Origin of the sequence: Sphingomonas sp. GlSt437, assembly GCF_048015635.2 — a bacterium.
GTDB lineage: Bacteria > Pseudomonadota > Alphaproteobacteria > Sphingomonadales > Sphingomonadaceae > Sphingomonas.
Map to the genome: position 1 here is coordinate 849,992 of NZ_JBPGYA010000002.1, position 14,060 is coordinate 864,051.

General features: G+C 67.0%; 11 protein-coding genes and 1 tRNA gene. 6 read left to right on the top strand and 6 right to left on the bottom strand.

Annotated features, from left to right (window positions below):
* Positions 1–2 precede the first annotated feature (2 nt).
* Entirely contained in the window at positions 3–710 is a 708-nt protein-coding gene (gene ftsE, locus ACLB0R_RS13655) for a cell division ATP-binding protein FtsE (protein ID WP_416643158.1), read from the bottom strand.
* Between the two features lie 217 nt (positions 711–927).
* On the opposite strand from ftsE, the gene ACLB0R_RS13660 reads away from it, so the two are divergent.
* Positions 928–1,617: an MJ0042-type zinc finger domain-containing protein gene (locus tag ACLB0R_RS13660; protein WP_416643157.1), complete on the top strand. Its 690-nt coding sequence runs from the start codon at positions 928–930 to the stop codon at positions 1,615–1,617.
* 106 nt (positions 1,618–1,723) lie between these two features.
* Positions 1,724–1,810: transfer RNA gene (locus ACLB0R_RS13665), tRNA-Leu, on the top strand.
* 42 nt (positions 1,811–1,852) lie between these two features.
* On the opposite strand, the gene ACLB0R_RS13670 is transcribed toward ACLB0R_RS13665, so the two are convergent.
* The 5 genes from ACLB0R_RS13670 to ACLB0R_RS13690 form a co-directional block, all read right to left on the bottom strand.
* Entirely contained in the window at positions 1,853–4,189 is a 2,337-nt protein-coding gene (locus tag ACLB0R_RS13670) for a transketolase (RefSeq protein ID WP_416643156.1), read from the bottom strand.
* Between the two features lie 76 nt (positions 4,190–4,265).
* A complete protein-coding gene (locus ACLB0R_RS13675) occupies positions 4,266–5,468 on the bottom strand; it encodes a CaiB/BaiF CoA transferase family protein (protein ID WP_416643155.1) in 1,203 nt (400 codons plus the stop codon).
* Positions 5,465–7,012 (bottom strand): hypothetical protein, encoded by a 1,548-nt coding sequence (locus ACLB0R_RS13680; RefSeq protein ID WP_416643154.1) that lies wholly within the window; start codon positions 7,010–7,012, stop codon positions 5,465–5,467. The genes ACLB0R_RS13675 and ACLB0R_RS13680 overlap by 4 nt, the downstream gene beginning before the upstream one ends.
* On the bottom strand, positions 7,009–7,719 hold the full coding sequence (locus tag ACLB0R_RS13685) for an NAD-dependent deacylase (protein WP_416643153.1): 711 nt from the start codon (positions 7,717–7,719) through the stop codon (positions 7,009–7,011). The genes ACLB0R_RS13680 and ACLB0R_RS13685 overlap by 4 nt, the downstream gene beginning before the upstream one ends.
* 57 nt (positions 7,720–7,776) lie before the next feature.
* On the bottom strand, positions 7,777–8,550 hold the full coding sequence (locus ACLB0R_RS13690) for a Crp/Fnr family transcriptional regulator (RefSeq protein ID WP_416643152.1): 774 nt from the start codon (positions 8,548–8,550) through the stop codon (positions 7,777–7,779).
* Positions 8,551–8,784: 234 nt separating this feature from the next.
* On the opposite strand from ACLB0R_RS13690, the gene ACLB0R_RS13695 reads away from it, so the two are divergent.
* The 4 genes from ACLB0R_RS13695 (at position 8,785) to ACLB0R_RS13710 (ending at position 14,046) form a co-directional block, all read left to right on the top strand.
* A complete protein-coding gene (locus tag ACLB0R_RS13695) occupies positions 8,785–9,774 on the top strand; it encodes a sensor histidine kinase (protein WP_416643151.1) in 990 nt (329 codons plus the stop codon).
* A 111-nt stretch (positions 9,775–9,885) separates the two neighbouring features.
* Positions 9,886–11,358, top strand: coding sequence for an efflux transporter outer membrane subunit (locus tag ACLB0R_RS13700; RefSeq protein ID WP_416643150.1), 1,473 nt, complete (start codon positions 9,886–9,888; stop codon positions 11,356–11,358).
* Positions 11,355–12,512, top strand: a complete 1,158-nt coding sequence (locus ACLB0R_RS13705; protein WP_416643149.1) for an HlyD family efflux transporter periplasmic adaptor subunit — start codon at positions 11,355–11,357, stop codon at positions 12,510–12,512. The genes ACLB0R_RS13700 and ACLB0R_RS13705 overlap by 4 nt, the downstream gene beginning before the upstream one ends.
* Positions 12,505–14,046 (top strand): DHA2 family efflux MFS transporter permease subunit, encoded by a 1,542-nt coding sequence (locus tag ACLB0R_RS13710; protein WP_416643148.1) that lies wholly within the window; start codon positions 12,505–12,507, stop codon positions 14,044–14,046. Before ACLB0R_RS13705 ends, ACLB0R_RS13710 begins: the two co-directional genes overlap by 8 nt.
* Positions 14,047–14,060 lie beyond the last annotated feature (14 nt).

Consider the following 14,060-nt stretch of genomic DNA (forward strand, 5'->3'; position numbering starts at 1 on the left):
CCTCAGGCCGTGCCTGCCGGCGGCGGGAAGCGCAGCGAGCCGGTCGGATCGAGCAGCCGCCCCTTGTCGAGCCGCATCATCCGCGCGCTCTGGATGCGGCCGAGCAAGTGGAAATCGTGCGTCGCCACCACCACCGTCGTGCCGAGCCGGTTGAGCGAATCGAACAAGTGCAGCAGCCGCTCGGCCATATCGGGATCAACATTGCCGGTCGGCTCGTCGGCAACCAGAATTTCCGGCCGGCTGATCACCGCGCGAGCGATGGCGACGCGCTGCTGCTCGCCGCCCGACAATGTCTCGGGCTTGGCGTTGACGCGGTCCGAAAGCCCGACCCAGGCCAGCATCTCGCGGACCGGCGCCTCGACATCGCTTTCGGGCACGCCCGATACGCGCAGCGGCAGCGCGATATTATCATAGGCGGAGAGATGCGGCAGCAGCCGGAAATCCTGGAACACCACACCGATGCGCCGTCGAAAACCGGGCAAGCGTTCGCGCGGCAGCGTCACCGCGTCCTCGCCGAACAGCCGGATCGCCCCGCGCGTCGGCCGTTGCGCCAGGTAGAGCAGCTTGAGCAGCGACGTCTTGCCCGCGCCCGACGCGCCGGTGAGAAAGTAAAAGGCGCCACGCGTCAGCGTGAAATTGAGGTCGATCAGCGTCTCCGGGCTGTTGCCATAGCGCAGGCCCACATTCTCGAACTGGACGATATTCGCCATCGGCGGCGCTCTTGCTACCCTTGCTGCGGGCCACCGACGGCGCCCTTGTCGCAGCCATCGCACGGGGCGCGCTTGCGCTCAAGCATGGTTACCGCGTTCCCGTCCCGCGCCGATCCGGGTAGCGCCCCTCTTGTCACGATTCGCGATCGGGTGTTTACAGGGGCGCAGCAACGGTTGGGGGAACCGCTGCATCGCGAAGGTGGCGCTAGAAGACGCGATGATCCTTGAATGCAGTGAGTGCGGCACCCGCTATCTGGTGCCAGACAGCGCAATCGGTGCCGATGGCCGCGTGGTTCGCTGCGCCAATTGCAAGCATAGCTGGTTCCAGGCTGCGCCCGCAGCGCTCGAGCTGAGTGATCGCGCCGAGGGTACGCGCGCCGCCGCACCGCGCCCGCCGCGCGCCGCGCCGGCGGTTGCCGAGAGCGAGAGCGACCGCTTCGACGCTTTCGCGCACCAGCCACCCTTCCGCCCGCGCCGCAACCCCGCTCGCCGTCGCACGATCACCGCTGTCGCCGTCGGTATCGCGATGCTGGTCGGCGTGAGCGCGATGTTGTGGGGCGGCGGCCCGAGTCTGGCCGGGGCGCTCGGCTTGTTCGGCGCGTCCGCCAATGCCGTGCCGCTCAAGATCGAGCAGAATCCGATCGACCGGCATGATCTCGACAATGGCAGCGAGATTTTTGCGGTGTCAGGCCGCGTCGTGAACCCGACCGACCATCGCCAATCGGTGCCCGACATCCGCGCCGAGCTGCGCGATGCCGAAGGGCGCATCGTCTATAGCTGGACGATCACGCCGGAAAGCCGCACGCTCGACCCGCGCCATACCATCGAGTTCCACTCGATGCAGCTTGACGTACCCAATAATTCGAAGCGGCTCGACTTCAGCTTTTCCGCACCACCCGTCGGCTGAGGGCAGGTTCGAAACACCCGAGACAGCGCTTGTGCCCAACCATCGGCTTTGCTAGACGCCGCCGCCTGCCAGACGCCGGGGCACGCATCCGGCGGCTAATCAGAGTGCGGTCGTGGCGGAACTGGTAGACGCGCAACGTTGAGGTCGTTGTGGCCGAAAGGCCGTGGAAGTTCGAGTCTTCTCGACCGCACCATTAGTCAGCAAGACAGGCAGCTTGCAGCGGCGCTTGCCTGGATTACAGGAACAATTCGGCCATCGCGTCGCAGATTGCGGCGACGTCTAGCCGATGGTGCGCGTAGAGGTCGGGCAAGTCGCCGGTCTGGCCGAACGCTTCGACGCCAAGCGGCGAGACGCGCTGGCCGCGCACCGCGCCGAGCCATGATAGGGTGGCCGGGTGACCGTCGATGACCGTCACCAGCCCCGCGGTCGGGCTGAGCGCGCCGAGCAGCCGGGCGATGGCCGACGCCTCGCCGCGCCGGTTGCGCCAGCGCGCGGCGCGCTCGGCGGTCCAGCCGGCGTGGAGCTTGTCGGGCGACGTTACCGCGAGCAAGCCGAGCCCCGGCACGTCATCACGCAGTTCCTCCCAAGCGGCGAGCGCCTCGGGTGCCAGCGCGCCGGTATAGACAATCGCTGCTTCCGCGCCCGGTGCGGGCCGCCGCAGCCAATAGCCGCCATCGATCGTGCCCTGCCGCCAGGCATCGTCCTCGCGCTCGACCTGCGCGATGCTGCGCGTCGTGAGGCGGAGGTAAGTCGAGCCGCCATCAGCCGCCTGCATGCGGGCCAGGCTGTGCTCCATCAGCACGGCCAGCTCGTCGGCGAAGGCCGGCTCGTAATAGCTGAGGCCGGGCTGGCCCATGCCGATCAGCGGCGACGAGATCGATTGGTGCGCGCCGCCTTCCGGCCCCAGCGTCACCCCCGATGGCGTCGCCACGAGCAGGAAGCGCGCATCCATGTAACAGGCATAGTTGAGCGCATCGAGGCCGCGCGCGATGAACGGATCATAGACCGTACCGATCGGCAGCAGCCGCGTGCCGAACAGCGGCGCGGCGAGCCCGGCGGCGGCGAGCATCAGGAACAGGTTATGTTCGGCAATGCCCAGCTCGATATGCTGACCAGCGCCGCCGCCCGCCCATTTCTGCGCCGACGGGATTTTGGCGGCAGCGAAGACATCGGCCATTTCCCGGCGGCGGAACAGTCCGCGCCGGTTGACCCACGCGCCGAGGTTGGTCGAGACGGTGACGTCGGGCGAGGTGGTGACGATGCGATCGGCGAGCGGATGGTCGGATCGCGCCAGCTCGAACAGCATGCGCCCGAACGCCGCTTGCGTCGATTGCTCGGCATCGGCGGGGGCAGTGATGGGTGGCACTGGGACGGGAGCGGCGGGCAAATCGCCACGCGGATTACCCAGCGGAGAGGCACAGACCAACGCCTCGGCTGCCGCGCGGATATTGTCGCCGAGCCCAGCCCAAGGCTCCCACTCGGCCCCCTCGGGCACGCCTTCGGCGGTACGCAGCTCGGCAATCTGCGCGGGGCTCATCAGCCCGGCATGATTGTCCTTGTGGCCGGCGAGCGGCGTACCGAAGCCCTTGATCGTATAGGCGATGAACAAGGTCGGCCGCTCGTCCTGCGCGCCGTCGAACGCCTCGATCAGCGACGCGGCGCAATGGCCGCCGAGATTGGTCATGAGCCTGGCAAGCGCAGCGTCGTCATAGCCGTCGAGCAGCGCCGCAACCCCGCGCTTGTTGGCCAGATCGGCAGTCAGCCGCGCGCGCCACGCCGCGCCGCCTTGGTAAGTGAGGGCGGCATAATCGGCATTGGGGCACGCCTCGATCCAGTCGCGCAGCGCCGCGCCGCCGGGCTTCGCAAAAGCCTCCTGCTGGAGCTTGCCGAATTTGAGCGTGACGACGCGCCAGCCGCAGGTCTCGAAAATATCGTCGAAGCGGCGGAACATGCGGTCCGCCGTCGTCGCGTCCAAAGACTGGCGGTTATAGTCGACGATCCACCAGCAATTGCGGATGTCGTGCTTGTACGCCTCGATCAGGCATTCATAGATATTGCCTTCGTCGAGCTCGGCATCGCCCATCAGCGCGATCATCCGGCCCGCATCGGCCTCGGCCAGCTGGCCATGCGCGATCAGATAATCCTGCACCAGGCTGGCGAACGCGGTGATCGCGACGCCCAAGCCCACTGATCCGGTCGAGAAATCGACCGGAATCTGGTCCTTGGTGCGGCTGGGATAGCTCTGCATGCCACCCATCGCGCGGAAGCGTTCGAGCTGATCGCGGCTCTGGTTGCCCGCCAGATAATGCGCGGCGTGGAGCAACGGCCCCGCATGCGGCTTAACCGCCACGCGGTCATTGGGCCGCAGCGCATGGAAATAAAGCGCGGCCATGATCGTCGACATCGACGCGCATGAGGCCTGGTGCCCACCAACCTTCAGCCCGTCGCGGCTTTCGCGCAGATGGTTGGCATTGTGGATCGTCCAGGCGCTCAGCCAGCGCAGCCGCGCGTCGAGGACGCTGAGCGTCGTTGCCAGATCCGCCGCCCGGGCTTGATCGTCTGCCTGTGTCACCTTTGCTCCGCGCGCCGCCAACTATTCGCGCTCCTATGCCCAAAATGCGCGCTTGCGTCGATGCGGCTGGCCCGGATCAGTCGCCCTTATCCCGATTGATCGATGGCAGCGACACCGGCTTTGGCGCGGCGGGGGATTTGGCGGCATTGAGCAGTGGCGCCGGGTCGAGCGGTTCCAGCGGCACCGCGCTAAACGCGACCGGTGGGCGCATCTCGAAATAGCCGCCTTCGCTGGGATGCTCGCGCCGGCGGAAGAAGCCGGTTGCGGCGAGGTGGGGATCGTCCATGATCGTCGCGATGTCGCGCGCCGGTTGCGCAGGCAGATTGGCCTCGGCGCAGCGCCGCGCGAGATCATCGGTGGTGAACTGCTGCGTCAGCCGCGCCGCCTCTTCATAGAGACGCGCGATATTATGGAAGCGGTCGCGCGGCGTCGCGAACTCGGGCGCCTCCAGAAAGCCGGGGTTGCCGAGCACGCGGAACAGCGGTCCCCAATCGCGATCGGTATAGGCGGCGATGCTGATATAGCCGTCAGCAGTGCGGAATGGCTGGCGATGGGGGTCGATCTGGCGCGGATAGCAGACCGGCGCGTTGGGCGGATCGAAGGTCAGGCCGCCGAGATGCTCGACCAGCATGAAGCTGGTGAACGCCTCGAACATCGGTACTTCGACTTGCTGCCCCTCGCCGGTGCGCAAGCGATGGATTAGCGCGGCCATCACCGCATAAGCGCCGTGCAGGCCCGACACCTTGTCGGCGATGAGCGAGGGGAGATAGCGCGCCTGCGGGTTGCCATCGACACGCGGCAGCAGGCTGGTCGTGCCGCTCGCTGCCTGGATGACATCGTCATAGGCCGGCAGGTCGGCATAGGGCCCATCCTGCCCAAAGCCGACGCAGTGGAGGTAGATGATGTCGGGCCGCACCGCACGGACGCTGTCATAATCGAGGCCGAGCCGCTCCGCCGCCTTGCCGCGCACGTTGAGAACGAAGATATCGGCCTCGGCGAGCAGGTTGCGCATCGTGGCGGCATCGTCGGGCGATTTCAGGTCGAGCATCACCGATTGCTTGCCGCGATTGATCGCGATGAAGCCCGGCCCCATGCCCGGCGTGACTGCCGGTTTGCCGGCGTGGCGGAACACGTCGCCCGCCGGCGGCGCCTCGACCTTGATCACGTCGGCGCCCAGATCAGCCAGGATTTGCGTACAATAAGGGCCGAAGACCACGCTGGTGAGATCGATCACCTTGACGCCTTTGAGCAGCGCCTTACCGTCGCCACCGGCGATCACGCAGCCGACTCCAGCGCGGCGATGAGGTTCGCCTCGCCGTCGCGAGCGATCTGCGCGGTCGCGCCGATGGGGTCGCGATCGAGTAAAGTTTGCAGCATCGCGCCATCCTCCTGTCGGGTTCGCGCCAGCACGCGGGCGCCCTCCGCCGTCCGGCCGATGCAATAGCCCCGCGCCGGCGCGCCTTTGGCGAAACCGACGGTATAGGTCTCGACGCGGATCGTCGCCGGGCCATCGGCGATGGCGGGCATGGGATCGGCGTTGATCGCCGATCCAAGGTCGCTGCTGTCGACCGGTCGCCAATCGATCGGCGGCTGGGCGGCATAGATCCCCACCGCCTGCTTGGACAGGAAGCCGCCATTGGCGAGCACCAGGCCATAATCGCCGGGCGCGGCGCGCAGCCGATCGACCATGCTGGCAATCGCGTGCAGCGAATAGCTGTTGCCGGGGCCGCCGAAGAAGGGCAGCCCGCCGGTTACCGTCAACGCGCGCTGGCGCCAATCGAGGCCGAGCGCTTCCGCCGCGATCAGCACCGCGCAAGGGAAGCAGCTGTAGAGATCGATCGGCCCCAAGGCATCGGCGGTCACGGCGCTTGCATCGAGCGCGCGGTCGAGCGCCAGCGCCATCGCCCGCGATCGCGACAAATCGGGCCGCTCGGTCGGCACTCGATCGGCAACATGCGCATGGCCGTGGAGGTAGATGCGACGCGCGGGGGCGACGCCGAGCCGGTCCGCCTCGCCCGACGAGGTGAGGATCACCGCCGCGCCCTGGTTCACCGCATCCTGCGCGACGTGCCATTTGAGATAGGGATCGGCGACCGGGTAATTTTCGGCCGAGGGCGTCATCAGGAACGCCGCATCGCGGGCTTGTGGAAACTGGCTGAGCGGATTGGCGGCGGCGATCGCCGCAAAGCCTTCCCACAGCGCCGCCATCAGCCGGGCATGATCGTCGCGCGACAGGCCCCGGCGCGCGCGCAGAGCATGTTCGAACGCCGGATAGGTCAGCACCGGCGCACCGAGGCCGTTGGTAACCTCATAGCGAGACAAGAGCCGCGCGCCATAGCCGCGATCCTCGACATCGCGGTCGGCGCTGCGCGACCAATCGAGCGCGAGGCCGCTGCGCTGCGCCACCTTGAACGCCGCCGTTGCTTCGGCGCCTGCGATCAGCACCGCGCGCGCCGCGCCGGCATGGATCAGCGCGGCCGCCTCGTTGACCAGCGCTTGCGGCTGATCGCCGCCGACGACCGAATAGATGGCCTTGACCGCGCCAAGCCCGAGATCGGCCGCGAGCGTGGCGGGCGGATTGGCGCAGCGGCCAAAGGGCTGCGGCACGCCCGGCACCGAGTCCGCCATGGTGCGGATGACGACCACGCGATCGATCAGCCGAGCCAGCGCGGCGCCGGCCCCGCTATCGTCGAGCGCGATGCGCGACGCGGCAGCTCGCAGACCGGCGGGATCGGGCGCCGCGCCATCCTGCGCGCCGCGCCAATGCCGAGTCAGCTGGCCGACGCCGACGAGCACCGGCGTGTCGGGTGCGACGGCGGTCATGGTGAGATGCTCGCCAGCATATCGTCCACCCAGGCGGGCACGAGCTTGCCGGCCGCGCCCATGCGGCTTTCGTCGAACAAGTGGCTGCCGCCTGACGGCTCCAGGTTGATTTCCAGCGTCTGCGCGCCGTGCCATCGCGCCGTCTGCACGAAACCCGCCGCCGGATAGACTGCGCCCGATGTGCCGATCGACACGAAGATATCGGCGCGCGCCAACGCGGCATCGATCCGGTCCATGTCATAGGGCATTTCGCCGAAGAACACGATGTCGGGCCGGAGCGCTGGCGCCCCGCAATCGACGCAGGCGGTGCCCGGCGGCAGATCGTCCCGCCACGCCCGGCGTGCGCCGCACGACGCACACAGCGCCGATAACAACTCGCCATGCATGTGGAGCAGCCGGCGCGCGCCGGCACGCTCGTGCAGATCGTCGACATTCTGCGTCACGATCAGCAGCTCGCCGGGCCATTCGGCATCGAGCCGGGCCAGCGCCCGATGCGCGGCGTTAGGTTCGACGCCGGCAAGCGCGGCGCGGCGCGCATCGTAGAAGCGGTGGACCAACAGCGGATCGCGCGCCAGAGCCTCGGGCGTGCACACATCCTCGACGCGATGACCTTCCCACAAGCCGCCGGGCCCGCGAAACGTCGCGATGCCGCTTTCGGCGGAAATGCCTGCCCCCGTCAGTACGACAATGCTGTCCGCGATCGCCACGCGACCGGCATAGATCAAAGCGCCGCGCGGCAAAAGCGCGCGGTCGGCGACCCGATTCTATCGAACCACGGCGAGCAAAGGCCGGTCGTCGCTTTGCAGCGCCGCGCTTTCCTCTTCGGTCGGATAGACGCCGCTCAATACCTCGTCGAAGTGGCGTCGCACCTGGCGGTGGCAATCGCAGGCGAGGTGCTGCAGCCCCTCGGCATCGCGCAGCATCAGCCGGCCGCGGCGCACCCCGATGATGCCCTGTTCCTTGAGCGAGCGGATGATCCGGCTGAGATAGCTTCGCCCGACGCCGAGCATGCTTGCCATTTGTTCTTGAGTGAGCGGAATCTCATTGTCCCCCGTGCGCTCGATTGCCGCGATCAGCCATTTGGCGGTGCGCTGCTCGAGCGAATGCACCGCGTTGCACGCAACCGACTGGAATACCTGGGCGAGCAGGCAATCGGCATAGCGCGCGAACAGATAGCGCAGCGGCATCGATTGCATCTTCATCTGCTCGAGCTCGGCCGATGCCATGCAATAGAAGGGCCCCGAAAACTGGACGACGCAATGCGAGTAAGCCGGCAGCCGCCCCTGGCTGACGATTCCACCGACCGCACCCTCACGCCCGACCAGCGCCGTCTCCACGCCCCGCCCATCGGTGAGCGAGACCGTAAACGACGCCAGCGACCGCGCTGCGGGAAAATAGACGGTGCGCACGTTATCGCCCGGCTGGTACAGCACGGTGCCGGCTTCGATCCATTGTTCGCGGATATAGGGCGCGAGCATCATCGCATCAGCGCGGCGCAGCGCGCGGAGCAGGTTGTTCTCGCTTGCATCGATCAGCATGTTCGCCTGCATCATCGCCTCGATCGCTTCGTTTCGATCCCGGTGTAACGCGCCAAATCGAGGTTCGTTTCGCGCTTGTGTCCACAAGTGAGCAGACGCCAATGGTTTCATCAGCTTAACGGTTTTGTCCCTGCCCGGTTTTGCGCAGGCGCAAGGAGTCGCATGCCCGACGGGAGGATATTGTGGGACCGCGCATCGCCCCCACAGCATCGAGACGCAGGCCAGCAAGCCGTTATGAGCGAACAACCGACATCGCCCGAGCGCTTGCGCGCCATGCTCGACGCTATCCCTCAGATGGTGTGGTCGACGCTGCCCGACGGCTATCACGACTTCTATAACGCGCGCTGGTACGAATTTACCGGCATGCCGATCGGCACGACCGACGGCGAGGGTTGGAACGACATGTTCCACCCCGACGATCAGGAGCGCGCCTGGACTCTGTGGCGCCACAGCCTCGCGACCGGCGAACCCTATGAAATCGAGTATCGCCTGCGCCACCACAGCGGCGTCTATCGCTGGACGCTCGGTCGGGCGCTGCCGCTGCGCGACGCGGCCGGCACGATCGTCCGCTGGTTCGGCACCTGCACCGACATCGACGAGTTCAAGCGCGCCGAGCAAAGTCGCGAGCTGATCTCGGCCGAATTGTCGCACCGGATGAAGAATATCTTCGCGGTCGTCAGCAGCCTGATTGCCCTGTCGGCGCGCGATCACCCTGAGGCGCGCGACTTTGCCGCGACGATCCAGGCGCGCATCGCCGCCTTGGCGCGGGCCAATGATTATGTTCGCCCCCATGTCGGCCGCCAGCAATTCCGCGGCCTCGGCAATCTCAAAGGGCTGATCGCAGCGCTGATCGAGCCCTATCGCACCGAGAGTGACGGCCGTATTCATGTTCACGGGCATGATCTCGATATCGGCATCCGCACCGCGACATCGCTCGCGCTGGTGTTGCACGAGTTGGCGACCAACGCAGTCAAATACGGCGCCCTGTCAGTGGTCGACGGCCGCGTCGATATCGACGCGCAGGCCATGGACGGTTGGCTGACCCTGGTCTGGCGCGAAAGCGGCGGCCCCGCCATCCCCACGACACCCGAACGACGCGGGTTCGGCACCGAAATGGCGCAGCGCGCCGCCTCCGCGCAGCTGCGCGGCACCATCGAGAATGACTGGCGCGCCGAAGGGCTGGTGATGACCCTGAAAGTGCCGATCGAGGGGCTCGATCGCTAGCTGTCCGGGCAGGGCGGGCTCGGCACGAATATGGCAATCCAACGAAAATCTCCAGCAATATGACCTAAAGGGTACTTGCCGGTACGCCAATTTCCGGACCATATGCCGGCGATGGCAACTCGATTCGGCTCAGGGGCGCAGCTTGCGCTGATCGCGCTGCTCGCAACTACGGGTTGCGTCACTATTCCAAAACTCGGATCGGCGCCTAAAGCCGCGCCATCGCTTGAAGCGACGCAGACGCTGGCGGCAGCGGCAGGCCAATCCGACAATGCCGCGCCCGCCGCCTGGCCCGAAGACGCATGGTGGCATCGTTATGGCGATCCCCAGCTCGATGCGCTGGAGAACGAAGCAATCGCCGGATCGCCGACGTTCGCATCGGCGCTGGCGCGCATCCGCCGTGCCGACGCGGTGGCGGAGCAATCGGGCTCGGCGCTCGTCCCGGAAGCCGCTGCCGATGGCTCGCTTGCCGAGGCCAAACAGAGCTACAACAACGGCATTCCCAAGCTGTTCGTGCCCAAGGGGTTTCACAATAACAGCCGGGTTGCGCTGAGCCTCAATTGGGATGCCGATCTGTGGGGCCGCAATCGCGACTTGCTCGCCGCCGCGACCTCCGAAGCCAAGGCAACCGAGGCCGATGCCGCTCAGGCGCGCCTGGCGCTCACCACGAGCATTGCCTCGACTTACGCCGAGCTGGCGCGGCTGTTCACCGATCGCGACGCCGCCATCGACGCCGCCAAGGTTCGGCGCGGGACGTTCGAGCTGCTGCAGGCGCGCCGGGCGCAGGGGCTTGAGACTGAGGGCACCGTCAACCAGCAACTCGCGACGAGCCGCAGCGCGCAATCCGACGTCGTCGCGATCGACGAGAATATCGCAAGCACGCGCGCCCGGCTGGCGGCGTTGCTCGGCGCCGGGCCGGATCGCGGACTGGCGATCACGCGCCCGACCATGGCGCTTGGTGCTGCCCAGGCGCTTCCCGCCGACGCCGGGCTCGACCTCATCGCGCGCCGGCCCGATGTTGCCGCGCGCCTCTGGCGGCTGGAAGCGGCGGCGCGGCGCGTCCATGCCGCGCGCAAGGATTTCTACCCCAATGTCACGCTGAGCGGGCTTGGCGGGCTGCAATCGCTCGACATCAAGGATTTGACTGTCGGTGGGTCGGAGATTGCCAGCCTTGGCCTCGCGGTGCATTTGCCGATCTTCACCGCCGGGCGCCTGCAAGGCACTTATCGCGCCCAGCGCGCCGATTATGATGCCGCCGTCGCCGATTATGACGGCACGCTGGTCAGCGCCTTCCAGGACCTGGCGACGACGCTCGCCACGCACCGGACGCTGATCGCGCGCACCGCGCAGATCGAGGGCGCGCTGCAAGCCTCTGAGCGAGCCTATGACGTTGCCAAAGCGCGCTATGACCAGCAGCTCGCCAGCTATCTGACCGTGTTGAGCGCCGAGGATCAGGTGATCGCCACCCGGCGCGCCTTGAACGCGCTCAACGCGCGCAGCCTGACCGTCGATATCGATCTGATCCGGGTGCTGGGGGGCGGCTACCACCCCGGCGACATGCCAAAACCAGGGACGACCAGCCCATGACCGACACCACCGCTGCAACCGGCGCCGAAACCGCCGCCGGCGCGCCCTCGGCCGCTGCGGCCCCCGCCACCAACGAGCGCCGGCGCCGGCTGCTGACGATCCTGGGTGTCGTCGTGATCGTGGGCGCGCTGGTCTATCTGCTGTGGTGGCTGTTGGTCGGCTCGCACCGGGCAACCACGGATGACGCTTATGTCGGCGGCGATTCGGCGCAGATCACACCGCTGGTTTCGGCGCCGGTGAAGGCAGTGCTCAAGACCGATACCGATGCGGTAAAAGCCGGCGAGCCCTTGATCGTCCTCGACGATTCGGATGCGCGAATCACCCTCGCCCAGGCCAGTGCCGAGCTCGATCGCTCGGCGCGGCGCGTGCGCAGCTATGGCGCGACCGACGCCTCATTGGGCGCGCAGGTCGATGCTCGTGCCGCCGATGTCGATCGCGCGCGGACGCAAGTCGTGCAGGCGCAATCGGCACTGGCCAAGGCGCAATCCGATCTCGCCCACCGCAACGCGCTGATCGACAAGGGCGCGGTCGCCGGCGAGGAAGTGACGACCGCGCGCAATGCCGAAGTAACGGCGCGCGCTAATCTCGACGCTGCCCGCGCCGGGCTCGACCAGGCCATCGCCAACGAGAATGCTGCGCGTGCCTCGCTCGCTGCCAACAAGACGCTGACCGAAGGCACGGCGGCAGCAAGCAACCCCGAAGTGGCCTCATCCCGTGCCAAGCGCGACCAGGCGGCGCTCGATTTGTCGCGCACTGTCCTACGCGCGCCGTTCGATGGCGTGGTGGCGAAGCGGCAGGTTCAGGTCGGCCAGCGCGTTGCGGCAGGCACGCAGCTGATGACGGTGGTGCCGGTCAAGCACCTTTATGTCGACGCCAATTTCAAGGAAGGCCAGCTGCGCCGCATCCGCATCGGCCAGGCAGCGACGCTGACGTCTGATACTTATGGCGGTGGCGTGGTGTATCACGGCCGTGTGATCGGCATCGGCGCCGGCACCGGATCGGCCTTTGCGCTCATCCCCGCGCAGAACGCGACGGGCAACTGGATCAAGGTCGTGCAGCGCGTGCCAGTGCGCATCGCGCTCGACGCGGGCGAGCTTGCCCAGCATCCGCTCGCCATCGGCGCGTCGATGAACGCCGAGGTCACGCTTGACTGACGCGCCGGCCTCGACGGGGCACGGGCTCGATCCGTGCCAGTCGCTGAAAGGTCCCGCCCTGCTCTTTGCCGGGCTGGCGCTGGCGCTCGCCAATTTCATGGTGGTGCTCGACACCACGATCGCCAACGTCTCGGTACCCAACATTGCTGGCGGGCTCGCCGTCTCGCCTGATCAGGGCACTTGGGTCATCACTTCCTATTCGGTGGCGGAGGCAATCACCGTGCCGCTGACCGGCTGGCTGGCGCGTCGGTTCGGGCCAGTGAAGGTATTCTCACTGGCGATGGTGTCGTTCGCCTTCTGGTCGGCGGCGTGCGGCCTTGCACCGAGTCTTGGCTTCCTCGTCGTTTGCCGCGTCATGCAGGGGCTGTCGGGCGGGCCGATGATTCCGCTGTCGCAAACGCTGTTGCTCCGCGTCTTCCCGCCCGAGCGCCAAGCCGCTGCGATCGGCCTGTGGGCGATGACGACCGTGGTGGCGCCGATCGCCGGGCCAATTTTGGGCGGCACGCTATGCGACAATTGGGGCTGGCCGTGGATTTTCTACATCAACGTCGCGCCGGCGTTGCTGTGCGCAGGCTATGTCTGGCGATCGCTGCAGCTTTGCGAGAGCAAGCCGGTACGCATACCGGTCGATCGCATTGGCCTCGCGCTGCTGATCGTGTGGGTCGGCGCGATGCAAGTGATGCTCGATCAAGGCAAGGACCTCGACTGGTTCGGCTCGCCCTTCATCGTCACGCTCGCGCTGATCGCGCTGATCGGCTTTGCCGCCTTCGTGATCTGGGAACTCACCGACGCGAACCCGATCGTCGATCTGCGCGTGTTCCGCCATCGCGGCTTCACTGCCGGTGCGGTAACGATCGCGATCGGCTATGGCGCGTTCTTCTCATCGATCGTGCTGATCCCGCTGTGGCTGCAAACGAGCCTGGCCTATACCGCGACCGATGCCGGCTATGTGATGGCGTGGAACGGCGTGCTCGCGGTCGCTTTTTCGCCGATCGTCGCGCGATTGGTTACCAAGTTCGATCCGCGCGCGCTGGTGTCGTTCGGGCTTGCGTGGATGGCGGGGATCAGCATCGTCCGCACCGGTTTCACCACCAGCGCCGATTATTGGACGCTCTCGATCCCCAATCTGCTCCAGGGCATCGCAGTGCCGTTCTTCTTCGTGCCGCTGACCGGGCTGGCGCTGTCCGCTGTCGAGCCGAGCGAGACGGCGTCCGCGGCAGGCCTAATGAGCTTCATGCGCACGACCGCTGGTGCGTTCGCCACCTCGATCATCACCACCGCCTGGGACAATGGCGGCACCCGCGCCAAAAGCCAGCTCGTTGGCCGGGTGAACGACGTGCAGGGCTTCATCAATAATCTGGGCCTCGGCACCGCGCAGGGCACTGGCCAGGTCGATCAACTCGTCCGCACCCAGGCGACGATGATCTCGACCGATCACATGTTCCTTTATTCGGCGTTCGTGTTGCTGTTCGGGGCGGGCTTGATCTGGATTTCGCCCAAGCCGAAGGGACGGGTTGCGGCCGCGGCGCATTAAGTCTCTCGGACGCC

Bases quoted from the DNA above. Each gene is read 5' to 3' on its own strand.
- ACLB0R_RS13690 (WP_416643152.1), bottom strand. From the start codon at position 8,550: ATGCTGATCGATGCAAGCGAGAACAACCTGCTCCGCGCGCTGCGCCGC.
- ACLB0R_RS13705 (WP_416643149.1), top strand. From the start codon at position 11,355: ATGACCGACACCACCGCTGCAACCGGCGCCGAAACCGCCGCCGGCGCG.
- ftsE (WP_416643158.1), bottom strand. From the start codon at position 710: ATGGCGAATATCGTCCAGTTCGAGAATGTGGGCCTGCGCTATGGCAAC.
- ACLB0R_RS13680 (WP_416643154.1), bottom strand. From the start codon at position 7,012: ATGACCGCCGTCGCACCCGACACGCCGGTGCTCGTCGGCGTCGGCCAG.
- ACLB0R_RS13700 (WP_416643150.1), top strand. From the start codon at position 9,886: ATGGCAACTCGATTCGGCTCAGGGGCGCAGCTTGCGCTGATCGCGCTG.
- ACLB0R_RS13695 (WP_416643151.1), top strand. From the start codon at position 8,785: ATGAGCGAACAACCGACATCGCCCGAGCGCTTGCGCGCCATGCTCGAC.
- ACLB0R_RS13660 (WP_416643157.1), top strand. From the start codon at position 928: ATGATCCTTGAATGCAGTGAGTGCGGCACCCGCTATCTGGTGCCAGAC.